At 56.0% G+C, this 25144-nt stretch carries 22 protein-coding genes, 1 other RNA gene and 1 pseudogene; 13 read left to right on the top strand and 11 right to left on the bottom strand.

Annotation, left to right across the window (positions count from 1 at the left end; genetic code table 11):
• Positions 1-27: 27 nt before the first annotated feature.
• From ACA072_RS03695 to ACA072_RS03725, 7 genes are all read left to right on the top strand, one after another.
• Positions 28-546, top strand: a complete 519-nt coding sequence (locus tag ACA072_RS03695; protein WP_497333254.1) for a penicillin-binding protein activator LpoB — start codon at positions 28-30, stop codon at positions 544-546.
• 5 nt (positions 547-551) lie between these two features.
• Positions 552-1919: a PelD GGDEF domain-containing protein gene (locus tag ACA072_RS03700; protein ID WP_497623235.1), complete on the top strand. Its 1368-nt coding sequence runs from the start codon at positions 552-554 to the stop codon at positions 1917-1919.
• Positions 1897-2886: a HEAT repeat domain-containing protein gene (locus tag ACA072_RS03705; protein ID WP_497623237.1), complete on the top strand. Its 990-nt coding sequence runs from the start codon at positions 1897-1899 to the stop codon at positions 2884-2886. Before ACA072_RS03700 ends, ACA072_RS03705 begins: the two co-directional genes overlap by 23 nt.
• Entirely contained in the window at positions 2883-4397 is a 1515-nt protein-coding gene (gene pelF, locus ACA072_RS03710; RefSeq protein WP_497623238.1) for a GT4 family glycosyltransferase PelF, read from the top strand. Before ACA072_RS03705 ends, pelF begins: the two co-directional genes overlap by 4 nt.
• Entirely contained in the window at positions 4398-5768 is a 1371-nt protein-coding gene (gene pelG / locus ACA072_RS03715) for an exopolysaccharide Pel transporter PelG (RefSeq protein WP_497623240.1), read from the top strand.
• A 193-nt stretch (positions 5769-5961) separates the two neighbouring features.
• Positions 5962-6921, top strand: coding sequence for an enoyl-CoA hydratase/isomerase family protein (locus ACA072_RS03720; RefSeq protein ID WP_497623242.1), 960 nt, complete (start codon positions 5962-5964; stop codon positions 6919-6921).
• Positions 6922-6958: 37 nt separating this feature from the next.
• Positions 6959-7381, top strand: a complete 423-nt coding sequence (locus tag ACA072_RS03725; RefSeq protein ID WP_497623244.1) for an organic hydroperoxide resistance protein — start codon at positions 6959-6961, stop codon at positions 7379-7381.
• A gap of 131 nt (positions 7382-7512) precedes the next feature.
• Here ACA072_RS03725 and ACA072_RS03730 read toward each other — a convergent pair whose 3' ends face one another.
• Together ACA072_RS03730 and ACA072_RS03735 are read right to left on the bottom strand one after the other, a co-directional pair.
• Entirely contained in the window at positions 7513-7890 is a 378-nt protein-coding gene (locus tag ACA072_RS03730) for a DUF6124 family protein (RefSeq protein WP_497623246.1), read from the bottom strand.
• Positions 7891-8277: 387 nt separating this feature from the next.
• Positions 8278-8481 (bottom strand): hypothetical protein, encoded by a 204-nt coding sequence (locus ACA072_RS03735; protein WP_497623248.1) that lies wholly within the window; start codon positions 8479-8481, stop codon positions 8278-8280.
• A gap of 223 nt (positions 8482-8704) precedes the next feature.
• Here ACA072_RS03735 and ACA072_RS03740 point away from each other — a divergent pair, with 223 nt between their 5' ends.
• The 6 genes from ACA072_RS03740 (at position 8705) to ACA072_RS03765 (ending at position 16360) form a co-directional block, all read left to right on the top strand.
• Positions 8705-8941 carry a hypothetical protein gene (locus ACA072_RS03740; RefSeq protein ID WP_497623249.1) on the top strand — a complete coding sequence of 79 codons (237 nt, stop codon included), beginning with the start codon at positions 8705-8707 and terminating at the stop codon, positions 8939-8941.
• A gap of 162 nt (positions 8942-9103) precedes the next feature.
• Positions 9104-9307, top strand: coding sequence for a helix-turn-helix domain-containing protein (locus ACA072_RS03745; RefSeq protein ID WP_497623251.1), 204 nt, complete (start codon positions 9104-9106; stop codon positions 9305-9307).
• A 92-nt stretch (positions 9308-9399) separates the two neighbouring features.
• Positions 9400-10956 carry a type I restriction-modification system subunit M gene (locus ACA072_RS03750; RefSeq protein ID WP_497623253.1) on the top strand — a complete coding sequence of 519 codons (1557 nt, stop codon included), beginning with the start codon at positions 9400-9402 and terminating at the stop codon, positions 10954-10956.
• Positions 10953-12065 carry a restriction endonuclease subunit S gene (locus ACA072_RS03755; protein WP_497623255.1) on the top strand — a complete coding sequence of 371 codons (1113 nt, stop codon included), beginning with the start codon at positions 10953-10955 and terminating at the stop codon, positions 12063-12065. Before ACA072_RS03750 ends, ACA072_RS03755 begins: the two co-directional genes overlap by 4 nt.
• Before the next feature lies 1 nt (position 12066).
• Positions 12067-13266, top strand: coding sequence for an anticodon nuclease (locus tag ACA072_RS03760; RefSeq protein WP_497623257.1), 1200 nt, complete (start codon positions 12067-12069; stop codon positions 13264-13266).
• Positions 13259-16360, top strand: a complete 3102-nt coding sequence (locus tag ACA072_RS03765; RefSeq protein ID WP_497623259.1) for an HsdR family type I site-specific deoxyribonuclease — start codon at positions 13259-13261, stop codon at positions 16358-16360. The genes ACA072_RS03760 and ACA072_RS03765 overlap by 8 nt, the downstream gene beginning before the upstream one ends.
• A 375-nt stretch (positions 16361-16735) precedes the next feature.
• Here the strand turns inward: ACA072_RS03765 and ACA072_RS03770 are convergent, their stop codons facing one another.
• From ACA072_RS03770 to ACA072_RS03810, 9 genes and pseudogenes are all read right to left on the bottom strand, one after another.
• Complete coding sequence (locus ACA072_RS03770) at positions 16736-17011, bottom strand: hypothetical protein (RefSeq protein ID WP_497624941.1); 276 nt, start codon at positions 17009-17011, stop codon at positions 16736-16738.
• Positions 17012-17518: pseudogene (locus tag ACA072_RS03775) on the bottom strand (integrase arm-type DNA-binding domain-containing protein); the annotation flags it as partial. It abuts the gene before it with no gap.
• 169 nt (positions 17519-17687) lie between these two features.
• Positions 17688-18085: a transfer-messenger RNA gene (gene ssrA, locus ACA072_RS03780) on the bottom strand.
• Positions 18086-18180: 95 nt separating this feature from the next.
• Positions 18181-18459 carry a PA2433 domain-containing protein gene (locus tag ACA072_RS03785; RefSeq protein ID WP_497623260.1) on the bottom strand — a complete coding sequence of 93 codons (279 nt, stop codon included), beginning with the start codon at positions 18457-18459 and terminating at the stop codon, positions 18181-18183.
• A gap of 420 nt (positions 18460-18879) precedes the next feature.
• Entirely contained in the window at positions 18880-19155 is a 276-nt protein-coding gene (locus ACA072_RS03790; RefSeq protein WP_497623262.1) for a PA2433 domain-containing protein, read from the bottom strand.
• Positions 19156-19360: 205 nt separating this feature from the next.
• A complete protein-coding gene (locus ACA072_RS03795) occupies positions 19361-22171 on the bottom strand; it encodes an FAD-binding and (Fe-S)-binding domain-containing protein (protein ID WP_497623263.1) in 2811 nt (936 codons plus the stop codon).
• Entirely contained in the window at positions 22168-22839 is a 672-nt protein-coding gene (locus tag ACA072_RS03800) for a LutC/YkgG family protein (protein ID WP_497623264.1), read from the bottom strand. The genes ACA072_RS03795 and ACA072_RS03800 overlap by 4 nt, the downstream gene beginning before the upstream one ends.
• Entirely contained in the window at positions 22839-24293 is a 1455-nt protein-coding gene (locus tag ACA072_RS03805; protein ID WP_497623265.1) for a LutB/LldF family L-lactate oxidation iron-sulfur protein, read from the bottom strand. Before ACA072_RS03805 ends, ACA072_RS03800 begins: the two co-directional genes overlap by 1 nt.
• On the bottom strand, positions 24290-25114 hold the full coding sequence (locus tag ACA072_RS03810; RefSeq protein WP_497623267.1) for a (Fe-S)-binding protein: 825 nt from the start codon (positions 25112-25114) through the stop codon (positions 24290-24292). The genes ACA072_RS03805 and ACA072_RS03810 overlap by 4 nt, the downstream gene beginning before the upstream one ends.
• Positions 25115-25144: the final 30 nt, after the last annotated feature.

Here is a 25144-nt window from a genome sequence, read left to right on the forward strand (position 1 = left end):
CATGAAATGTTTACAGGAGAAAAACTGATGCAAGCAATTCGTAATCTGAGCCTGGCTCTGGCAGTCCTGTTCGTCGCCGGTTGCGCCAGCTTCACCGGCGACACCAGCCCGAACCTTCCGCGTACTGCGAAGTGGGGCACTGTGCCGATGATCAACTATTCGCAAACCCCGCAAGCCGGTGAACGCGCCGAGCAGATCCTGCTCAGCGTGCTCAGCAGCCATGGTCTGCAACCACGGGTTTACCCGGTCAGCACGCAGGGCGAACAAGCGCTGATGGACGACAACGAACGCCTGGCCGGCGCCCTCGATTGGGCTCGGGATCAGAAGCTTGATTACGTGGTCGCCGGTAGCGTTGAAGAGTGGCAGTACAAGAACGGTCTGGACGGCGAACCGGCCGTGGGCATCAGCCTGCGCGTGCTTGAAGCCAGCAGCGGTCGTGTGCTCTGGAGCAAAAGCGGCGCGCGTGCGGGCTGGTCCCGTGAAAGCCTCGCCGGCACCGCGCAAACGGTGCTCGACACACTTGTTGGCGCCCTTCGGTTCGAGTGAATGCAATGAATTCTCCTCACATGGATTACACCCTCGCGCCGCGTGCCAGCGGCCCGGTGTCTTGGCTGGAAACGCTGTTGGTCACGGGTGCTGCGATCGGCCTGGGCTTGTGGCTGACCCCCGAAGACCCGTTGCAAATGCACGCCGGTTTTCCCTGGCCGGTGCTGGCGCCGCTGCTGCTGGGTGTGCGTTACGGTTTTGTGCGTGGCCTGCTTAGCGCCAGCCTGTTGGTGGCGGCATTGTTTGCGCTGCGTTACATCGGGCATGAAGCTTACGCGCAGCTTGATCCGTCGTTTATTGTCGGCGTGCTGGTCAGTGGCATGCTGGTGGGCGAGGTTCGCGATCTGTGGGAGCGGCGCTTGCAGCGCCTGCAGATGGCCAACGATTACCGCCAGTATCGACTCGACGAATTCACCCGCGCGCACCAGATTCTGCGGGTCTCCCACGACCTGCTGGAGCAGCGCGTGGCAGGCAGCGATCAGAGCCTGCGCAGTTCGTTGCTCGGCTTGCGCGACAAGCTGCGGGTGATGCCGGACGAAGGTGATGCCCTGGCCGCGCTGGCCGACCCGATCGTGGCGATGCTGGGTCAGTACGGCGCGTTGCGTGTGGCCGGGTTGTATCGCGTCGATGAGCGCGAAGAGAACGTGTTGCCCGAAGCCTTGGCGACCATTGGCGTCATGGGCCCGCTGGGCACCGAAGACGGTCTGGTCAAACTGTGCCTGGAGCGCGGTGAACTGGTCAGCGTGCGTCAGGAACTGATTGATGCCGGCAGCTCGGCACAGTTTTCGTCGTTGCAGGCCTGCATCCCGCTGATCGATGCCGAAGGTCGTTTGCTGGCGATCCTGGCGGTGCGGCAGATGCCGTTTTTCGCGTTTCAAGATCGTACGCTGAGCCTGTTGGCGTTGCTTGCCGGGCACATCGCCGACCTGTTGCGCCGCGACCCGCAAGTGCTGCAACTGGCCGACGCCGATGCGCAGCAGTTCACGCTGCAACTCAAGCGTTCGCTGGTGGATGTCGAACAGCACAAACTGGCGGCCGGTCTTTTCGCCTTCGAAATGACCCGTCCCAACGATGAGCTGTCGCGTCTGTTCGAACGCAGCCAGCGTGGCCTCGACCTGCAATTGCCGCTGCGTAACAACCGCGATCATCAGCTGTTGCTGGTGCTGTTGCCGTTGACCAGTCCGCAAGGCACCGAAGGTTATCTTGCGCGGATGAACCTGATGCTGCACGAACACTTCGGCATTGAAAGCAGCCTCGACAGCCTCGGCGTGCGCGTGTTGCCGTTCAACCTGGAGCCTGGCTGTGAACGCAACGGGCTGCGTAATTTCCTGTTCAACGAGTGTGGCCTGAATGATCAGCAAGTGGCTGTTTAGCGGAGCCTTGTTGTTAGAGGCGGGCAGTTGGGCCAGTTTGTGGCTCGCGGCCCCCGAGTTACAACAATTGCTGGTGTTCACCCTCAGCCACGGTTTGGCCTGCGTGATGTTGTGCGGGGCCGTGTGGCTGTTGCTGCCGGCGCGCTACCGTTCACCGTTGCCGTGGAGCCCGCTGTTTATCTTCAGCCTGGCGTTCTTCGTGCCGGTGCTCGGCGCGGTCGGCGTGGTGGCGGCGATCTTCCCGGCGCTGTACCTGCCGCGCAAACGCGACAAGCAAGCGTGGCAAGCGGTGGGCATCCCGAAACTGCCGTTCCGGGCGCAGTTGCAACTGCACTCGCCGATCTTCGCCGATGGCGGTTTGCAGGACGTGTTGCGGCATGCCCCCGATCCGGATCAACGTCTGGCCGCTCTGTTGGCCACGCGACGCATGCCCGGCAAAGAAGCGGTGCCGATCCTCAAACTGGCCCTCGGGGACCCGAGTGACGATGTGCGGCTGCTGGCGTACTCGATGCTCGACAAGCAGGAAAGCGACATCAACCTGCACATCCAGATCGCACTCGGCGAACTGGCCGGTGCCACTGCCAAGGCGGCGGGTGCGCTGCATGGCAGGCTGGCGCGCTGGTATTGGGAACTTGCATATCTGGGCCTGGCGCAAGGCAGTGTGCTCGACCACGTGCTGACCCAGGCCAGCGAACATGCCGAGCAAGGCCTGGAAGCGGGCGAGGGCGGCGAGCTGTTCCTGCTGGCCGGGCGCATCGCGCTGGAGCGTGGTGACGTCGAGCGTGCCGAAGTGCTGCTCAGTCAGGCGCAAGAGAACGGCATGGGCGCCGCGCAGGTGCTGCCATTTCGCGCCGAGCTGGCGTTCGAGGCCGGTCGTTACCACGAAATTCCCGGACTACTCGCACGCCTCCCCGAGGAAACCCGTCAGCGGCCGCCGTTCGCCGCATTGGTCAGGAGCTGGACATGAGTCACAAGGAACAGGCACCGGTTGCCGACATCTGTCTGCTGCTCGAAGGCACCTGGCCTTACGTGCGCGGCGGCGTTTCCAGCTGGATTCACCAGATGATCCTCGGCCTGCCGGAACTGACTTTTTCGGTGATGTTCATCGGCGGCCAACGTCAGGCGTATCCGGCCCGGCGCTACGAAGTGCCGGCGAACGTGCTGCACATCGAAGAAGTATTCCTCGAGGATGCGACCCATCCGGCCGACAAGCTACTGGTGCCCCGCGAGGCCGACGAACAGCAGCTGCAAGATTTGTATCGCTTCCTGCATCACCCGGATGCGCCGGACCCTGCATTGGGCGAACGCTTGCTCGACTGCATCGCCCAAGGCCGCATGACTCTCGACGACGTACTGCGCAGCCGCGCCAGCTGGGAGTCGTTGAGCGAAGGTTATCGTCAGCATTGCGCCGACCCGTCCTTCGTCAATTATTTCTGGACCCTGCGCGCAATGCAGTCGCCGTTGCTGATGCTCGCGGAAGCCGCGCAACGGATGCCGAAAGCGCGGGTGCTGCATTCGATTTCCACCGGGTATGCGGGCTTCCTCGGCTGCATCCTCAAGCAACGCTGGAAGTGCACCTATCTGCTCAGCGAGCACGGGATCTACACCAAGGAACGCAAGATCGACCTGGCCCAGGCCAGCTGGATCGCCGAGAGTTCCGGCCAGGCACTGAACCGCAGCCTCGATGCCGGCTCGGGTTACATCCGCACGTTGTGGGTGCGTTTCTTCGAACGCATCGGCCAGCTGACGTACAACAGCGCCGACAACATCATCGCGCTCTACGACGGTAACCGTCAGCGGCAAATCAAGGACGGTGCCCTCGCGGCCCGCACTCAAGTCATTCCGAACGGTATCGACCTGCCGGTCTGGACCGCAGCGCTGGAATCCCGCGCTCACGGCATTGCGCCCGTGGTTGGTTTGATCGGGCGTGTGGTGCCGATCAAGGACGTGAAAACCTTTCTGCGGGCCATGCGCGGCGTGATCAGCGCCATGCCGCAAGCCGAGGGGTGGATCGTCGGCCCGGAAGAGGAAGACCCGGAATACGTCAGCGAATGCCGCAGCCTGATGGCCAGTCTGGGCCTGGAAGGCAAGGTGCATTTCCTTGGCTTCCAGCGCATCCAGGACATTCTGCCGAAACTCGGTTTGATGGTGCTGACCTCGATCAGTGAAGCGCAGCCGCTGGTGATCCTCGAAGCCTGGGCCGCCGGTACGCCGGTGGTCAGCAGCGACGTGGGTTCGTGCCGCGAATTGATCGAAGGTGGCAGCGCCGAAGACCGCGACCTCGGGCACGCCGGCAAAGTGGTGGCGATTGCCGATCCACAAGCCACCTGCAACGCGATCCTTGAACTGTTGCGCAGCCCGCGACGCTGGCAGGCCGCCCAGGCCAGCGGCTTGTTGCGGGTCACCCGTTATTACACCGAAGCCTTGATGCTGCAGCGTTACCGCGACCTGTATCAAGCCGCCATGGAGAACAGCTAAATGGCTGGTATTGGCTTTGAACTGCGAAAAATCCTTTCGCGCGATTCCTACACGGCGACCTTGCACGCCTACGTCTACGCCGGGCTGATCAGCTCTGGCCCGTGGGTGTTGTCGATCATCAGCGTGATGTTGGTGGGCATCATCAGCATCGGCTTGCTGCTACCGAACATGTTGGTCGGGCAGTTCCTCGTGACCGTGACGTACCTGATGGCCACTTCGTTGATCCTGACGGGCGGCTTGCAGCTGTTCTTCACCCGATTTGTGTCCGACCGCTTGTTCGAACACAAGTACGATCAGATCCTGCCCAACCTGCTGGGCGTGTTGTTGCTGGTCACCCTCGGCGCCGGGTTGTTGGGCATTGTGGTGCTGGGCTTGCTGTTCGATGAGCCGCTGATTTACCGCGTGCTGGTGTTGGCGAACTTCGTGGTGTTGTGCAATTTGTGGCTGGTGATCATCTTCCTCTCGGGGATGAAAGCTTATAACCGCATTCTGCTGGTGATGCTGGTGGGGTATTCGCTGATGGTCGCGAGTGCCTACGTGCTGAGCTTTTTGCAGATGCCGGGCTTGCTGCTGGCGCTGTTGATCGGGCACAGCACGCTGCTGTTTCTGTTCCTCTACGACATCCTGCGCGAGTACCGCGCCGAGAAACTGATCGCCTTCGATTTCCTCGATCGGCGCAACGTGTTCCTCAGCCTGCTGGCCACCGGTTTCTTCTACAACCTGGGCATCTGGATCGACAAATTCCTGTTCTGGTTCAACCCCGGCACCTCCAACGAAATCGTCGGCCCGCTGCGCGCTTCGATCCTTTATGACTTACCGATCTTCCTCGCGTACCTGGCGATCATCCCCGGCATGGCGGTGTTTCTGGTGCGCATCGAGACCGACTTTGCCGAGTGGTACGACCGCCTGTTTCGGGCGATCCGCGAAGGCGAAACTCTGCAACACATCGGCCAGCTGAAAACCGAAATGACCTTGTCGATCCGCCAGGGTTTGCTGGAAATCTGCAAGGTCCAGGGGCTGACGGCAGTGCTGTTGTTCCTGTTCGCGCCGCGCTTGCTGGAATGGCTGGGCATCTCCAGTTACTACCTGCCGCTGTTCTACATCGACCTGATCGGTGTGAGCATTCAAGTGGTGTTCATGGCGTTGCTCAACGTGTTCTTCTACCTCGACAAACGCACCGTGGTGCTGGAGCTGTGCGTGCTGTTCGCGGTGTTGAACGCCATGTTGACGCTGTTCAGCATGTACCTGGGGCCAAGCTTCTTCGGGTATGGGTTTACGTTGTCGTTGCTGATTTGTGTATTGCTGGGTTTACACAGGCTTTCGACGGCGCTGGAAGATCTGGAGTACGACACCTTCATGTTGTCTCGCTGACGTTACGGTCGGACAAAAAAGGCACTGGCGATCATCGCCAGTGCCTTTTTTTTCGTCCGACTGACGTCACTTGTGAGTCGACGTTACGCTGCTAGGCTTGTTCAGCCCGGACCTTTCCGGCCTGCCCGAAAACGGCATCAAACTGTAGAACGTTGTACGCGGGAACCCATGTTTTTCCATTGGAGGTTTTCCCATGAGACTGCAGCTATTCAACGCAGCGATCATTGTCGCCAGCATGGCGGCCACCGGTTCGTCTCTCGCCGGTGAAGCAGCGTCCACATCCGCCTCACAACCTGACAAGACACAACCCGCCAGCGCGGTAAAACAGGAGATCAAGCTCACCCGCATCACCCCCGAATATTGGCGCGTCACCTTCCACAACCCGCCGTACAACATCTACGGCCCCGAGACCATGCCGCAGCTGAACGAGGTCGTCACGGCCATCGAGACTGATCCGAAAGTGGTGGTCGTGGTCTTCGACAGCGACGTCCCGGACTTCTTCCTCACCCACTACGACTTCGTCCCGCCACTGACCGACACCACCAGCCTGCCCAACGGCCCGACCGGCCTGCCGCCGCTGCCCGACATGCTGGTGCGATTGAGTAAGGCGCCGGTGGTCTCGATTGTGTCGATTCGCGGCCGCGCCACCGGTGTCGGCAGCGAGCTGGCACTGGCTAGCGACATGCGTTTCGCCAGCCGCGAAAAAGCCATCCTCTCGCAATGGGAAATAGGTGCCGCCCTGGTGCCCGGCGGCGGCCCGATGGCGCGCCTGCCTCGGCTGATGGGCCGTGGGCGCGCGCTGGAAGTGCTGCTCACCGGCAACGACATCAATGGCGAACTCGCCGAACGTTACGGCTACGTCAATCGCGCGCTGCCCGACGCCGAACTCGATCAATTCGTCGACACCATGGCCCGGCGCATCGCTCGCTTCGACAAACACTCGATCGCCGACATCAAACGCCTGGTCGACGCCGCCAGCCTGCCGCCCAACGAAGCCATCGCCGCCGAATGGGAGGGTTTCATCGGCTCGGTCAAACGCCCGGCGGCGCAGCAACGCATCACCCAGCTGATGGAGCTTGGCCTGCAGAAAAAAGCCGACGTCGAAAAACGCCTGGCGCACTACACCGGCACCTTGGGCGAGGCCTCGAAATGACCTCGCGGTTGTTCAATCCTTATCAGGAGTCACTGTCATGAGTGCTGCACTGGAAACCGTTCTCTACACAGCCAAGACCCACACCGTCGGCGGCCGCACCGGCACCGGCAAATCCAGCGATGGCGAGCTGGACGTCAAATTCAGCTCACCCGGCTCGGGCAAACCCGGCACCAATCCGGAGCAACTGTTTGCGCTGGGGTATTCCGCCTGCTTCATCGGCGCGATTCAGGTGGCGGCGGGCAAGATGAAAATCAAACTGCCGGAAGACACGTCGGTGGATGCCGAGGTGGACCTGGGCAAGGTCGGTAGCGGGGACTTTCAGCTGGCGGTCAGGTTGAACGTCAACATTCCCGGGTTGGAGGAGAAGGTGAAGCGGGAGCTGGCAGAGGCTGCGCATCAGATCTGCCCGTATTCGCGGATGACGCGTGGGCATGTGTCGGTGGATCTGAAAGTGCTTTGAATGCACTGAGAAAATCCCTGCCATACCCCTGACCAATGTGGGAGCGGGCTTGCTCGCGAATACGGTTTGTCATTCAACAATTATGTCGACTGATCCGCCGCCTTCGCGAGCAAGCCCGCTCCCACAATGAATCAACTGCGTGGCGCAGATTTCGGCACTTCAACGTTATCCAGCATCCGATTCACCGCCAGTTCCGCCAGCATCACAATCTGCTGAATCGCCATCGCCGTGTGTCGGTGTGGGCCTTCCAGATATCCGGCAAAATCACCCGCCATCACACTGGCCTGAGCCAATGATTCACAGGTATGGGCGAGCAGGTCTTCGTCCTTGATGTCCGGCGCAATGAGAAACATCGTGCTTGGTTTGCGGGTTTTGGGTGATTTCAGCGCGGAGGGGTTGAGGTAGTGATCGAGCGCGCGGTCGGCGGCGTCGTGGAGTTTTTTTGAATCGAGGGAATCGTAGGGGGAAACGTCGTCCGGGGCGGGCGGGTTTGGGGTTTCTTTGATCATGGTAAAAGCTCCTAAATAATTGGAGCTGCCACTTTCATTTCCAGGCGAGTGGGTGGCAGCTGTGCGAGGGCTGGAAACCGAGGTAGGAGCTAACCCTTGGCAGACCCGAAGGTCTCCCGCACACAGCCGCCATAACATTGAACTGCAGGCTGAAAAAAACGCCGCAGTATGTCATGTGGACTACTGATTAGCTCTATTCCCTCGGGTTTCCAGGCCCGGTCGCTGATGTGCAGCGACCGACAAAGCCTATCCACTCGCCTTCCTACCCGACAACCGCCGTGACCTGTCGGAAACATCCCCGAAAATCACCGCGTCTGTAGGATCAGGGCGAGATTTTTTGTTTAAAAAAACGCCTTCAATCCCGGCGGTTTCCTACAAGACCAGAATCTAGTTCGAAGCCCCAACCCCAAACTTCAGCCCACCCCAATTCCAGTCCTTCGACTGCTTCGTATAGCAGCCAGCCTGATTCTTGGGCTCGGCATCACAGGCAATCCGCCCGTTTTTATTGGTGTCGGTGGTGCGGTCGTTGTAGTGCGCACAACCGGACGTCAGGGAAAGGGATAGCGCGGCAATCAGTACTTTGAATTTCATGGTGGCATCCTTGCGGGTAGATCGCCAGCCTAGGTCGAGTTGTGTTCAACCGCAAATCACCAACCCCCAGATGCAACAAAACCCGCACTTGGCGGGTTTTGTCTTGTTTCGTGTTTGGTGGGCCCAAGCCTGCCGATGGTTTAGTCCCTGGCCATGACTATAGGCTGATATGAGCGCTGGGGGATGACAGAAAGTAGAGCGCTGCCGACAGCACTACCAGTCGGTGTACGAACTGAATCCGCCAGAACTCAACAAGGGCCGTACTCTTGATGAATGCCAGCATCATTTTCTTGATCAACGCCTGGCACCGGAATCGTTTTGGCTTGATGTGGATGCGGTTGCTCAATCCGAACTCGCCAGCCTAGCCCTCAGTCGCGCGCTGCATTCCGATAATGCGGTCAGTGTCGAGCTGCTGTTGCACCTCGCTAGCCCACGAAGGCGCCTGCCGAATAGCGGCTGAAGCGGATCTCCTACTTGGGCTAAATCTCCAAGCAAGCCAATAATCGATAAAAGTTGTTTTTGATTGAAAAATTTGAGTTTGACTAACAAAATGTCGTACCAAGAAAAGCGTCGCGTTACTCTCAGGGTTTCGCGAGAAGACAAATTGCTAGGGGGCACAGCCATGATCCGCTGCCACCTCGCCCGCATGATGGGCGAGCACAAGATGCGCATTGCTGATGTTGCCAGAGAAACAGGACTCAGCCGCGCCACGGTAACCCTGCTCTACAAAGAAACAGCGCAGAAAGTGGATCTGGAAGCCATTGAGAGGCTGTGCCTGCTGTTTGAATGCCGAGTAGGCGATCTGTTTGAGCTTAGACAAACATAGATGGCGCTTCCGCCAAGGCTCCAGATCACAAGCAAACGTCTTAACCACATCAAACAAATGAAAAACATCTAGATAATCAATAGGAATAACCCATGACCAGCACCCAACAACGCGCCGCCCTGCAACGCCAGATTTGGGCAATTGCTAACGATGTTCGTGGCGCAGTCGATGGTTGGGACTTTAAGCAGTACGTGCTTGGCACCTTGTTCTACCGTTTCATCAGCGAAAACTTCGCCAGCTACATTGAAGGCGGAGACGACAGCATCAAATACGCAGAGTTGCCCGATAAGGTCATCACCGCAGATATCAAAGACGATGCCATTAAGACCAAGGGCTATTTCATCTACCCCAGCCAGTTGTTTGCCACTATCGCTGCCGGTGCCAACACCAACGAAAGCCTGAACACCGATCTAGCCGCCATCTTTGCCGCTATCGAAAGCTCAGCAAACGGCTACCCCTCCGAGCGCGACATCAAAGGCCTGTTTGCCGATTTTGACACCACCAGCAACCGCCTTGGCAACACCGTCACCGACAAAAACACCCGTTTGGCCGCCGTGCTCAAAGGCGTGGCTGGACTGAATTTTGGTGATTTTGAAGGCAACCACATCGACCTGTTTGGCGATGCCTACGAATTCCTCATCTCCAACTACGCCGCCAATGCCGGAAAATCTGGCGGTGAGTTTTTCACCCCGCAGCATGTGTCCAGATTGATTGCCCAACTGGCCATGCACAAGCAAACCAGCGTCAACAAAATTTATGACCCGGCGTGCGGTTCTGGCTCGTTGCTGCTGCAAGCCAAAAAGCATTTTGACGCACACATCATTGAAGATGGTTTTTGGGGCCAGGAGCTCAACCACACCACTTACAACCTTGCTCGTATGAACATGTTTTTGCACAACATCAACTACGATAAGTTCAATATTCAACTGGGCAATACCCTGATCGCCCCGCATTTTGGCGACGACAAACCTTTTGACGCCATCGTCTCCAACCCGCCGTACTCGGTGAAGTGGATAGGCGCAGACGACCCCACCCTGATCAACGATGACCGCTTTGCGCCTGCCGGTGTGCTGGCACCCAAATCCAAAGCCGACTTTGCTTTTGTACTGCATGCGCTCAGCTATCTTTCCAGCAAAGGCCGCGCGGCGATCGTTTGTTTCCCCGGTATTTTTTACCGTCGCGGCGCGGAGCAGAAAATCCGTCAATATCTGGTGGATAACAATTACGTCGAAACCGTGATTTCGCTCGCACCCAACCTGTTCTTTGGCACCACCATTGCGGTGAATATTCTGGTGCTGTCCAAACACAAAACAGACACCCACACCCAGTTTATTGATGCCAGCGGTCTGTTCAAAAAAGAAACCAATAACAACGTGCTGCTGGACGCGCATATCGAGCAAATCATGGCAGTGTTCGACAGCAAGGCGAACATCGACCACTTCGCCCAGTCCGTACGTTTTGAGACCATCGCTGCTAAGGACTACAACCTGTCTGTCAGCAGCTATGTCGACACCAAGGACAACCGTGAGATGGTTAACATTGGGGAGCTCAACGCCGAGCTGAAAATCACCGTGGCCAAGATCGACAAACTGCGTGCGGAGATTGATTCCATCGTGGCCGAGATTGATGGCGGGGAGACTGAAGTATGAGTCGTATTGATGACCTAATCGCCGAGCACTGCCCAGATGGAGTGAAGTTCAGGCGTCTTGGCGACATTGTGCGCATCAAGAACGGCAAGGACCACAAGACCCTTAGCGATGGCAAATTCCCAGTTTACGGTTCCGGTGGAATCATGCGATACGCCGACACCTACGCCTACAACAAGCCTTCGGTATTGATTCCAAGGAAAGGCTCGCTTGGTAATCTGTTCTTCGTCGATGTTCCATTCTGGAATGTTGACACCATCTTCTACACGGAAATTGACGAAGCACAGATTCGCCCGAAATTCCTTTACTACTTTTTGACAACGGTAGGTCTTGGCGACATGAACCAAGCGGGCGGCGTTCCGAGCCAAACTCAAACCGTGTTGAACGAGCTGAGAGTTCCCGTCCCTCCGCTTGAAGTGCAGCGCGAAATCGTTCGTATTCTGGACGCATTTAGTGAGCTTACAAGCGACCTTACAAGCGAGCTTACAAGCGAACTTAAAGCCCGCAAAAAACAATACAACCACTATCGCGACCAGTTGTTGAGTTTTGATGAGGGGGAAGTGGAGTGGAAGACGTTGGGGGCGGTTCTTCAGATGCGTGCCGGACAACATATTTCAGCAAGCAAAATCATGCCGAATTCTAGCGATGAGTATTCTTATCCATGTTTCGGGGGCAATGGAGTTCGAGGTTTTGTTGAAAATAAAAGTCATGATGGAGAATATTTGCTAATTGGGAGGCAAGGCGCACTCTGCGGTAATGTTCAGAGAGTGAAAGGTCAATTCTATGCCACTGAACATGCTGTAGTTGTTACCACTAATAATGAAATCGATATTGATTGGGCTTTTCATATACTAACCGTGATGAATTTAAATCAATATGCCTCGCAATCTGCTCAACCTGGCCTTGCAGTTGGGAATTTGCAAGGGTTAAAGATCCCTTTGCCTTCCATTAGTGAGCAAAAGCGTGTTGCTTACATTCTCGATAAATTCGACACCCTCAGCAACTTCATCAGCGAAGGCTTGCCCCGCGAAATTGCCTTGCGTCAACAGCAGTACGAGCATTACCGCGATTTGCTGCTGAGCTTCCCTAAGCCTGAAGAAGTGGCGACATAACATGAGCAAGACGCTAACGGAAATTGCTCAACAACTGAGTACACCAAAAATAGTTAAAAAAACTGTACCTGAAAAAACCAAGGAGGTTGAAGAAGCCAAGCCGGTTCCAAAGGTGCAGCTGATATATGCCTTTAACGGTACAGGCAAGACACGCCTTTCACGGGAGTTCAAGCAGCTGATTGCGCCTAAAGCCGATGACAATGAGGGCGATGATGAACCCAATCAGGCTGAGTTGACGCGCAACAAAGTCCTTTATTACAACGCTTTTACCGAGGACTTGTTTTATTGGGATAACGATCTGGAGAGTGATGCAAAACCGAAACTCAAAATTCAGCCCAATACTTATACAGACTGGCTGCTCACTCTACTGAAAGATCTGGGTCAAGATAGAAACATCGTTACCTACTTCCAGCGATATGCGAATGACAAACTAACTCCGCATTTCAGTGAGGACTTTACTGAAGTTAGCTTTTCATTAGAGCGAGGTGACGATGAACGTACCGGTCATATAAAAATATCAAAAGGCGAAGAAAGTAACTTCATTTGGAGCGTTTTTCACACTCTGCTAGATCAGGTGGTAACGATTTTAAATGTCGTCGAGCCTAGCGAGAGAGAAACCAACCAGTTCGACAAGTTGGAGTATGTGTTTATTGATGATCCGGTCAGCTCTCTGGATGAGAACCATTTAATTGAATTGGCTGTCAACTTGGCGAGCTTGATAAAATCCAGTCAGTCTTCTCTAAAGTTCATCATTACAACGCACAGTCCGCTGTTTTATAACGTGCTGCACAATGAGCTAAAAAATAAAACCTGTTATATGTTAGGGCGACTTGAGGATGGTACCTTTGATCTGGCTGAAAAGCAGGGTGACTCCGATACGAGCTTTTCCTATCACTTGCACCTTAAGAAAATTCTTGAGAAAGCAATTGCTGATAATCAGGTGCAAAAATATCACTTTACACTCTTGCGTAATTTATACGAGAAAACAGCCAGTTATCTGGGCTATCCAAGATGGGCGGAGCTTTTGCCGGATGATAAACAAACCTATTTAAAGTTTATTATTCAATTTACCAGTCATAGCACCTTATCCCATGAAACCGTCGCCGAGCCCAGTGAGCCAGAAAAAAATACGGTCGCGCTATTGCTTAATCACTTGGCGAGCACCTACAGATTTTGGCAGCAGGAAAATCAAAATGGTTGATTACACAAAGCCCATCGCCGAATTGAATAGCTTCATCGTTCTGGACAAATACACCCAAGAATGGAAGGTCGCGGAAAACTACCAAAGCGAAGGCGACCTAGAGCGAGAGTTCATTCAAGACATGCAGAATCAAGGCTACGAGTATGCCCTTGGTTTAAACACGCCTGCGAAACTGCTGTCCAATGCGCGCGAGCAGTTGCAGGCATTGAACAGCATGCAGTTTCTTGAAGGCGAGTGGCAGCGCTTTGTGGAAACCTATCTGGACAGGCCCAGCGACAGCATTGTCGATAAAACCCGCAAGATCCATGATGACTATATCCATGACTTTGTGTTTGACGATGGTCATATTCAGAACATCTACCTGCTGGATAAAAAGAATATTGCCCGCAATAAGGTGCAGGTGATCAAGCAGTTTGAGCAAGCGGGCAGCTATGCCAACCGATACGATGTGACGATCTTGGTCAATGGTCTGCCGCTGGTGCAGGTGGAGCTGAAGAAGCGAGGCGTGGCGATTCGCGAAGCCTTTAATCAGGTGCACCGTTACAGCAAAGAAAGCTTTAACAGCGAGCAGTCTTTGTTCAAGTATCTGCAGCTGTTTGTCATTTCCAACGGCACCGATAGCCGTTATTTCGCCAACACCACCCAGCGCAACAAAAACAGCTTCGACTTCACCATGAATTGGGCAAAGTCGGATAACAGCCTGATCAAAGATCTGAAAGACTTTACCGCTACGTTCTTTCAGAAAAACACCCTGCTCAATGTGTTGCTGCATTATTCGGTGTTTGATGTCAGCAATGCGCTTTTGGTAATGCGTCCCTACCAAATTGCCGCCACTGAGCGAATTTTGTGGAAGATCAACAGCGCCTATCAGGCCAAGAGCTGGAGCCAGCTTGAGGGCGGCGGCTTTATTTGGCACACCACCGGCTCAGGCAAGACGCTGACCAGTTTTAAAGCGGCACGTTTGGCTACCGAGCTGGAGTTCATCGACAAAGTGTTCTTCGTGGTGGATCGCAAGGATCTGGATTACCAGACCATGAAGGAATACCAGCGCTTTTCACCGGATAGCGTGAACGGCTCTGACTCTACCTCCGGCCTGAAGCGCAATCTGGATAAGGACGACAACAAAATTATCGTCACCACGATCCAGAAGCTCAATAACCTGATGAAGAGCGAAGGCGACCTACCTATCTACAACAAGCAGGTGGTGTTTATTTTTGATGAATGCCACCGCAGCCAGTTTGGCGAAGCTCAGAAAAATCTGAAGAAGGAATTCAAAAAGTTCTATCAGTTTGGCTTTACCGGCACGCCGATTTTCCCGCAAAACGCCCTGGGCGCGGACACTACTGCCAGCGTGTTCGGTCGAGAGTTGCATTCTTATGTAATAACCGACGCCATTCGTGATGAAAAGGTGCTCAAGTTTAAGGTGGACTACAACGATGTGCGCCCGCAGTTCAAAGCCATCGAAACCGAGAAGGACGAGAAAAAGCTGAGCGCGGCAGAGAACAAGCAAGCCCTGTTGCACCCCGATCGTATCCGCGAGATTACGCAGTACATTCTGAATAACTTCCGGCAGAAAACCCACCGCCTGCAATCTGCGACAAAAGGCTTCAACGCCATGTTTGCGGTTAGCAGCGTGGATGCAGCCAAGCTGTACTACGAGTGCTTCAGGGAACTGCAGAAGAGCAGCGACAAACCACTGAGGGTGGCCACTATCTTCTCGTTCGCTGCCAACGAGGAGCAGGATGCGATTGGCGACATTCAGGACGAAAGTTTTGATGTGGCTGCCATGAACAGCAGTGCCAAGGAGTTCTTGAGCGCGGCCATTGTCGACTACAACGCGCTGTTCAAAACCAACTTCAGTGTGGACAGCAATGGCTTCCAGAATTACTACCGTGATCTGGCCAAGCAGGTCAAAGCCAAGGAAATTGACCTGCTGATCGTGGTCGGCATGTTCCTGACCGGCTTTGACGCCCCCACGCTGAACACCCTGTTTGTGGACAAGAACCTGCGCTACCATGGTTTGATGCAGGCTTACTCGCGCACCAATCGAATTTTTGACGCCACCAAGACCTTTGGCAATATCGTTACCTTCCGCGACCTGGAACAGGCGACCATCGACGCCATTACCTTGTTTGGAGATAAAAATACCAAGAATGTGGTGTTGGAGAAGAGCTACAAGGAATACATGGAAGGCTTTACCGATGTGGTCACCGGTGAAGCGCGACGCGGTTTTGTGGAAGTGGTGAAAGAGTTGGAACAGCGTTTTCCTGACCCTTCAGCCATTGAAAAAGAGTCCGATAAAAAGGCCTTCGCGAAACTGTTCGGCGAATATTTGCGCGTTGAGAACGTGCTTCAGAACTACGATGAATTTGCCAGCCTGAAGGTCTTGCAAAGTGTCGGCCTGGATGATCCGGAGGCAGTTGAGGCATTCAAGGCCAAGCACTATTTAAACGATGAAGATCTGGCTGTGTTGCAAGCAATCAAGATACCAGCAGAGCGGAAAATTCAGGACTATCGCTCAACCTATAACGATGTTCGCGATTGGCTGCGTCGGGAGAAGTCCTCCAACGACAAAGAAAAATCAACTATCGATTGGGATGATGTGGTCTTTGAGGTGGACCTGCTCAAGTCGCAAGAAATCAACCTAGATTACATCCTTGAGCTGATCTTCGAGCACAACAAAAAGATCAAGAGCAAGTCCGACCTAGTGGATGAGGTGCGTCGCGTGATTCGCGCAAGTCTGGGCAATCGCGCCAAAGAGAGCTTGCTTGTGGACTTCATCAATCAAACCGACCTTGACCAGATTGGCGATAAGGCCAGTGTGATAGACGCCTTCTTCATCTTTGCCCAAGCGGAACAACAAAGAGAGGCTCAGGAATTGATTAGCGCTGAGAACCTTAATGCGGAAGCGGCCAGACGCTATATCACCACCTCTCTGAAGCGGGAGTTCGCCAGCGACAACGGTACAGAACTCAACGCCGTACTACCCAAGATGAGCCCGCTGAACCCGCAATACCTGACCAAGAAGCAGAGCGTCTTGCAAAAGATCGCTACGTTTGTCGAGAAGTTCAAAGGTGTGGGTGGGAGCGTATAAAAAAAGCTGAGCGAGCATTTTCATAGGTGGCCCCATTCAACGCAGGCACTGGGCAAAATTCGCGTGAGTTTGCGCGTGAACCAGTCTTGTTGAGGGGGCCTTGTGCTACTCAATGTTCGCGCAGTGAGCAGCCATGCCAGTATGGCGCCCAAGTTGCTCAATGATGAGTCGACTAGAGATGTGTACATAGCGATGGTGTATCGTAAGCGCTCCATAAACTCCACCGAACTCAAGATGGGTGGCGCGCTCATCCGGTGCTTCTTCGAAAGGCTAGCATTGAATTGCCCCTAGATTCGTAGACACCTTCGAATGGCCGCTTCGGGCCGCCAGCTACCCTCCGCTAGTGGCGGCACAGTTTATAGCGGCCGGTCTCACTCAGCGACTGAACCCCCATGTTTTTCGTAAACGACGAGCGAGCAGCCGCACTGTCAGCAAGTAGTAATACCGTGTCGAATCGCTGCGTTGATTTAAGCGATGCTCAAGAAACCACGCTACATGCTTCCTTTGCCAAGTCCACGGGTTTTTTCGCAGCCAGCGCTTTGCGATTTCAACCTGAATGATTTTCGCCTGGCGCAAATGACGTTGCCGCGTTGCGTGCGAACCGATCAGCACGCCAGCCAAGAACAACTCCATATCGAATGGCTTGCTCATGTCGATTGGACGAAGTAACCCGATCACCATCGGTGCGGTGATTTTCACGAGTGGTGTCGTCCTCAAGTCGGGGAACACATGCAGCGTGAGCGACCGCCAAATGTCCTCAGCGTAGGCCGGAGTGACCGAGTCTTTCTTGAGCTCGAACCAGGCGGTGGCCACGTTCTCGAAGGTGTGTTCCGTTTCTGCACGCTTGGCTTCATTCAACGTATTGCGCTGCGCCTTCGGATCGATGCCCTGGGCGAGCAGCTCGCGCGCCTCGACTGCCTTCTTTCGTGCGTTCGCCAGTGACAGTTCGGGGTAGGTCCCGAAGCCGATGTTGATGCGCTTTTTGTTGAGCGGTTCGTGGTAGTTAAAATTCCACAGCAACGAGCCGTTGCTGCGTATGCGGAGCTGCAAACCGTCACCGTCAGTGAGGACGTAATCCTTGGACGCGGGTTTGACTCCCTTGAGCTGTCGATCGGAGAGGCGGAGGTTTTGGGCAGGCTTGAGATTGTCCTCAGGCACTGATTCGGTATTCCAAAGATTAGTACCGGATGGGCTGGGATACCGTTTGGAATACCAGAATGGCTGGAACTCAAAAAATCTTAGAGGACCGCAAAAGCGCTGGAGGCCGCGTATTTACTGGATCGCAGGCACAAAAAAAGACGTCCGTGGACGTCTTTAGATGATGAAGTGGTGGAGCCGGGGGGATTTGAACCCCCGTCCGCCAGTACTCCGCTGTCGGTACTACATGCGTAGCCGTTTCTATTAAGTTAACCCTCAGCGACCCGAAGGGCAGGGTGCTTTGGGCGAGTTGTGTAAGTTTTAGCCGCTTCGTCCACAACGTACTGCACGGCGATTCTGTTCTATATGACAATCACTTTGGGTTTACAGACATCCCCTGGTGATTGCTGGACCCGAAGGTACCAGAAGCTCAGGATCTAAAGCTGCTTACGCAGCGAGAGAGAATTCCTGGCCGTAGGTTTCGTCATTGGCAACTATAAGTAGTTGCAACAGTGGATTTACGAGTTCTGTTACCAACTCGGCATGCACCTAAAGTTTCGCGACCGGCGTCGAATCCTAAACGGCCCCGTGCCTGTTGCTCTGTGAATCATGGTGAGCAACAAGCCTGTGCAGTGTACGCCAACACGCGCGAGAAGGCCAACCCGAAGGTTGGCCAGCACAAATTATGGGGTGGGTTGGTTGCGCTGCTGGTCAACGAGTGACAAGCCCTGGGTGGCCTCGGTGACGCATTTTTTGTCGTCCCCGGAGGCTTGGGAAGCTTCGGCGCTGGACATCAGTCTTTTGATCTCCATTGCGGTGTTGCCGGAGCTCGCCGGCAGTGAATTTGCTTTGTTTTTGAGCTCTTGCAGCTTGCTCGTACAAAGGTCGTTGTCCGCAGCAAATACGGGAGAGGCCAACATTGCAGCAGAAATGAACAGACCAGCGAGTGCGGTACGTTTCATGGATATCTCCTTGTACTGATGGTCTCGGTGCTGCCGTATGAGCGGGGGCTCGGGCGAGTCCGAAAAATAAGCCACGATTGATGGGGAGCTACTTAAAAGACTACGACGCCGCGCAGAAATTCGGTTTTTTCAGAAAGGCTATGAAAAGACTGTTTGATAGTCGATAGGAGCAGTGGCGCTAAAAAATTGCGGGCAATTGCCTCTGTATCGCACGCATGACCAATCCTGCGATGCAACAAACCCGCACTTGGCGGGTTTGTTTTGGGGCGAGTTGTGTAAATTTCAGCCGCTTAAACCGGCGTCGAATCCTGAACAGCTCCGAGGCTGTTGCTCTGTGATTCGAAGAAAGCAACAAGCGTGCGCTGTTTACGCCACCGCAGTGGATAAGGCCAACCCGAAGGTTGGCCTGGTCACACGGGATTACTTGTTGGTTGGGTTGCGCGTTTGAATTTTCTCAAGCAAACCGCCAGTTATTCCAATGCACCCCTTGTCGTCCCCTGCGGCTTGGGCTGCTTTTGCTTTGTCCAAGCCGGCTTGTATGTTGTCCTCGGCGTTTTCAGATGTGGCGGGATCAGAATCCAGAGCCTGCTGAATTTGGCTTATGTTTTGTTTGCAAAGGTCTTTATCAGCCGCAAACACCGGCGAGGCCAACAGTGCGGCGGTGATGAACAATCCAGCAATAGCAGAGTGCTTCATGGGTATCTCCTTGCGCATGAGGGCTCGGTGCTGCCGGTGAAGCAGGCTGCTGGCCGAGGTGGTTATAAGCCCGTTCACAGGGCCTAGCTAAATGACTATAGCCGCATGCTGGAGTTCGGTTTTTTTTTGAAGGAGTGTCGACAAGATTGGCACAACAGCAGTACATGAAAAGGGGCGAAATCGCCCCGTTTTCACCCAAGTACCCTCAAGCCGGACGCACTTGCGTCACACGATCCACCAAGTAAACCAAGCCGTGATAGTCGATCCCGCCATGTTGGCTCAAGCCGATTTCGCAGGTGCGGCTGGTGGAAATGCCTTCTGCGCAGAACTGCACGGCGTCTTTCAGGCTGCGCAGTGAGTGAGCGTTCAATTCGGGGGTGGTGAATCCCTTGTCCCCGGCAAACCCGCAACAGTGAATGCCCTCGGGAATGACCACGTTGTTGCTGCATTTTCGCGCCAGATCGATCAGCGCCTGGCTCTCGCCAAGGTGCTGGGTGCTACAGGTGACGTGCACCGCGATAGGCGCTTCCTGCGGTGTGAAATCCAGACGATCCATCAAATGCGTACGAATGAAACGCACCGGGTCGTACAGGTCCAGTCGAACATCGCCAAGGTCCTGAACCAGACGCAAGGTGCAGGGGCTGGTGTCGCAATAGATTGGATCGAGTCCACCACGACTGGCGTGGAGCAATGCGCCGATCAACTCCTGGCGTTTGTGTTCGGCTTGTTCGGCATAGCCCTTGGAAGCGAACGGCTGGCCGCAGCAGAGGTTGTCCAGGTTGTCCGGAAACACCACCTGATAGCCGGCTTTTTCCAGCAGGCCACGGGTTTTGTCATACAGTGACATTTGTTCCTTGTCGCCAGCCGCCGGTCCCATGGCGCGTGAGACGCAGGCAGCGAGGTACACCACTCGCGGGCGCTCATCAGTCGACGCCGGGCTGAAGCGGATTGCCCGTTCAGGCTGCGGCATGGCGTTGGTCCATTGCGGGACTTGGCCTTTGGACAATTTAGTCAGCGTCGCCGACAGCTTGGCCAGGCGCGGCGCCCCGAGCAGCATCCGCGCGCCGTTGGCCACATGCAGGGTGAAGCGCGCGCCTTGCAACGCCGTGGCGAAATTTCCTTCAAGCCAGTTGGCGGTTTTCGTGTGCGTCGCCTTGCGGCTGCGAAGCTTTTTCACCAGTTCGCCAGTGTTGATGCCTACAGGACAACGTTGCGCACATAACCCTGTGGCAGCGCAGGTGTCGATGCCCTGGTATTCGTAGGCGGCTTCAAGCTCGGAGGTGTCGACGCCTGCGCGTTTCTTTGCCTGGATATCCCGCCAGATCACGATGCGTTGGCGCGGGCTCAAGGTCAGTCCTTTAGACGGGCACACCGGTTCGCAGAAACCGCATTCGATGCACTTATCCACAATCTCGTCGGCGGCCGGCAGCGGTTTCAGGTGCTTGAGGTGGATCTGCGGATCCTCGCTGAGCACCACGTCCGGGTTGAGAATCCCATTGGGATCGAGCAGCCGTTTGAGCTGCCACATCAGCTGATAGGCATCGCTGCCCCATTCCAGTTCGACGAAGGGCGCCATGTTGCGGCCGGTGCCGTGCTCGGCCTTCAGCGAACCGCCAAATTCCACCGCTACCAACTGCGCCACGTCGTCCATGAACGCCTGGTAGCGTGCGACTTCTTCCGGGTTGTTGAAGCCTTGAGTGAAGACGAAGTGCAGATTGCCTTCCAGCGCGTGTCCGAAAAGGATCGCTTCGTCGTAGTGATGTTTGTCGAACAGCTCGATCAGTCGGTTCACGCCGATGGCCAGTTGTTCCACCGGGAAGGTCACGTCTTCGATGATCACCGTGGTGCCGGTTTTGCGCACCGCGCCGACGGCGGGGAAGGTGTCCTTGCGGATCGACCAGAGCCGGGCGTTTTCTAGCGGGTCTTCGGTGAAGTCGACTTGTTTCTCCACCGGGAATGAAGTCAATGACGCCATGATCTGCGCCAGTTGTTCCTGTAGCAAAGTGGACGATGCAGCGCGGGATTCGATCAGCAGCGCGCAGGCATTGTTCGACAGCAGTTGTACGAAAGCCGGCATGCCGGGTTTGTCTTGTACCGAACGCAGACTGCGACGATCGAGCAGTTCTACGGCCGACACTGGCTGGCTTTTCAGCACGGTGACCGCGTTGCAGCAGGTTTCCACATCCGGGAACACGATCAGCGCCGAGGCCTTGTTCGGGTGGTCGATCACCGTGTCGTAGGTCACCGCGCTGATGAAGCCGAGCGTGCCTTCGGAACCCACCAGCAAGTGGCTCAAGATATCCACAGGCTCGTCGAAATCCACCAGCGCATTGAGTGACAGGCCGGTGGTATTTTTCAGACGGTATTTGTGGCGGATTCTTGCCGCCAGTTCGGCATTGGCGCGGGTCTCGCGGCCCAAGGTCGCCAGACGCTCAAGCAGCGAAGCATGACTCTGGCGAAACGCCGCGACGTTCGCTGAATCTTCGGTGTCGAGACGGCTGCCGTCGGCCAGTACCAGTCGAATACCGGCCAGCGTGTGGTAAGTATTTTGCGCGGTGCCGCAGCACATGCCGCTGGCGTTGTTGGCGACGATGCCGCCGATTTTGCAGGCGTTGATCGAGGCCGGGTCCGGGCCGATCTTGCGCCCGAACGGCGCCAGCCATGCGTTGGCCTGCGCGCCGATCACGCCCGGTTGCAGGCGGATTTGCGTGCCTTGGCCGCGGATCTCGCGACCGTTCCAGTTGTCCCCAAGTACGATCAGTACCGAATCGCTGATGGCCTGGCCGGACAGGCTGGTGCCGGCAGCGCGGAAGGTCACCGGGACTTGATCCCGTTGCGCCAGTTTCAGCAGTGCGACCACTTCATCTTCGGACTCGACACGGATCACCAGTTTCGGAATCAGCCGATAGAAACTGGCGTCGGTGCCGAAGGCCAATGTCGACAGCGGGTCGTCGAAACGTCGCTCTTGGGGAATCAGTTGCTGCGCATCTCGCAGGAAAGCCGCCGGTAGACTCATTGGTCCTCCAGAATCAAAACCACCAGGTCTTTCGGACCGTGCGCACCATAGGCCAGGACTTGCTCGATGTCAGCGGTTTTCGACGGGCCGGACACCAGCAAGGCGTTGGTCGGCATACCTTGGGACCAGTTGAATTCCTGCTGGACCTGATAGAAGTTGTCGCGAATTTCACTGGCCTTGAGCAGGGCGAAATGCACCGGCGGCACCAGGCTCATCAGGCGCGGTTCTTCCCGTGTCGGCCAGAGGATAAGACTGCCTGTCGCGGCGATTGCACCGAGGGTGGTGGTCAGGCTGGACGGTGTGTCGTTGAACAGCTCGGTTTTCCATTCTTCAACCGGGCGGTCGTAGGACTTGAGTGTCGGCAGACCCGGATTGTTCGCCCAGTGTTGAGTGACACGTTGACCGTGAGGCGTAGTCGGCGCAATCAACAGGCTCGGCAATTGGCGGTCCCGCAACAACTGAGCAAGCAATGAAGGCCAGCCCTCACCGGACGTCAGGTGGATTTCGGTGTGCACCGCCTCCATCAGTTTGCGCAATTGCGGAATGCGTTGCTCGGCGGTGTAGGTGTAAGGCGCAGTCACCAGTTCGACGTCGAATTCGTCGGACACTGGCGTGGTGCCGGTCAGACTATTCCGCAATTTGGCGAGGATGTTTTGCTTGGCGCTCATCAACGATCTCCCTGTTTGGCCAGATGCTCGCGGGCCATGTCGTGCAGTGAGCGGGCAGCGGGTTTCGGTGCGCTGTGGTTTTGCGTCCAGGGGCCGACGTTGCTCGGCGCGAGTGCGCACAGTCGCGTTGCGAAGAAGCCAAACAGACGATACAGCATCGGCGAACTGTTGAGCCTGGCCCAGGCGTTCCAGATAAAGCGTTCCTTGCGCGAATACTTGCTACCTTGGCCGCGCATCACTTGATGCGGGCTGTCCGGGGCTTTGACGTTTTCTTCCCGCAGGCGACGTAGCAGCGCCGGGATAGGGATTTTTACCGGGCAGACTTCACCGCAAGCGCCGCACAACGACGACGCGCTCGGATGGTCCGGGACGTTCGCCAGGCCGACCATGTGCGGGGTGATGATTTTTCCGATAGGCCCAGGGTACACCTCCCCATAGGCGTGGCCGCCGATTCGGGTGTAGACCGGGCAATGATTCATACAAGCGCCGCAGCGAATGCAGTTCAGGGTCTGGCGCAATTCGCTGTCGGCGAAGGCCTGGCTGCGACCGTTGTCGAGCAGGACCAGATGCACTTCCTGCGGGCCGTCGAGTTCGTGTTCCTTGCGCGGGCCGGAGATCATGTTGACGTAGGTGGTGATCGGCTGACCAAGAGCCGAGCGAGTCAGCAGCGACAACAGCGGCACAACGTCGCGCAGGTTTTCCACGACTTTTTCGATACCGGTGACGGCGATGTGTACCGGCGGCACCGTGGTGGTCATGCGGCCGTTGCCTTCGTTTTCCACCAGCAGCAAGGTGCCGGTTTCGGCCACGGCGAAGTTGACGCCGGAGACGCCGATGTCCGCTTCGAAGAATTTCTGTCGCAAGACTTTGCGACCGATCTGAATGAGTTGGTCAACGTCCTTGGTGTACTCCACGCCAAGTTTGTCGTGGAACAAGGACGCGACCTGACCGGCATTCTTGTGGATCGCCGGCATAATAATGTGTGAAGGCTTCTCGTGGTCGAGCTGGACGATGTACTCGCCCATGTCCGATTCCAGGCATTCAATGCCCCGATCAGCGAGGAAGTGATTCATCTCCATCTCTTCGCTGACCATCGATTTGCCCTTGATCACTTGCCGCCCCTCGTGAGCGCGGATGATCGAGAGGACGATGCCATTGGCTTCGTCCACCGTTTCCGCCCAGTGCACTGTCACACCGTTGCGGGTCAGGTTCTGTTCAAGCTGCTCGAGCAGGTCGGGCAACTTGGATAACGCACGGGCGCGGACAGCATTGCCCAGCACTCGTAAATGTTCTCGTTCGTGGGCATCGCTGAAGGACGCTGCCCGTTTGGTCATCAGAGAATCCATCGCCGTGCGAAAGTTATTTCGCAGTTGCTTGTCACCCAACGCCTTGTGAGCCCGGGTACGAAAGTCTTCTTCCACGGCAACCGTAGGAATAATCGCGGAAGCGTTCATAGAACACCTCCGGTTCTCTGCCAAAGGAAACTGGCCAGGTGTTGGCCGCGCAACGCTTCCTTCTGTTTCTCCAGCGAGCCGTTGATGTTCATCAGGCAACCGCAATCGGCACTGAGTACCTTGTTCGCACCTGATTCCTTCAACGACCGGGTCTTGTCAGCCACCATCGCGCCGGAAATGTCTGGCATACGGACGCTGAAAGTCCCACCGAAGCCACAGCATTCACTTTCGTGGCTGTGGTCGACTCGCTCCACGTTGCTCAGTTGCGACAACAACTCGCGACCATGCAGGTGGGTGTTCATCTCACGACGCGCCGAACACGAGGTGTGCAACGCCACTTTCACAGGCGTGCCGCTGTCCTTGAGCTGCACCTTGCAGACAAACAGCAGGAACTCGGCCAGTTCATAGGTCCGGGCAGCCAATGCCTGAACCTGTTTCAGGGTGTGCGGCTCGTCCTTGAACAAGTCGGCATAGTGTTCGCGCAACATCCCGGCACACGATCCCGACGGCACCACCACCGGATAATCCCCGGCGAACAGCGCCAGTTGCGAGCGTGCCACGGTCCTTGCCTGCTCGGTGTAACCCGAGGTGTAGGCCGGTTGTCCGCAGCAGCTTTGCCCCTGCGGGTATTCGACCCGAATGCCTTCGCGTTCCAGCAGGTGAATCGCGTCCATCCCGGCTTCGGGGTAGAACAGATCGACCACGCAGGTTCCGAACAGGTAGACCCGTGACGGTTTCTCGCTGGGGTATTTCCGAGGCTCAGGCAGTGGCGGGGCGACACGGGTCGCGTTCGGCACTGCGTTGTAAAAAAGCTCGCTCATCAGGCGTGTCTCCGGGTGGGCCCGGTTATC

It is taken from the genome of Pseudomonas sp. LBUM1656 (assembly GCF_059716065.1).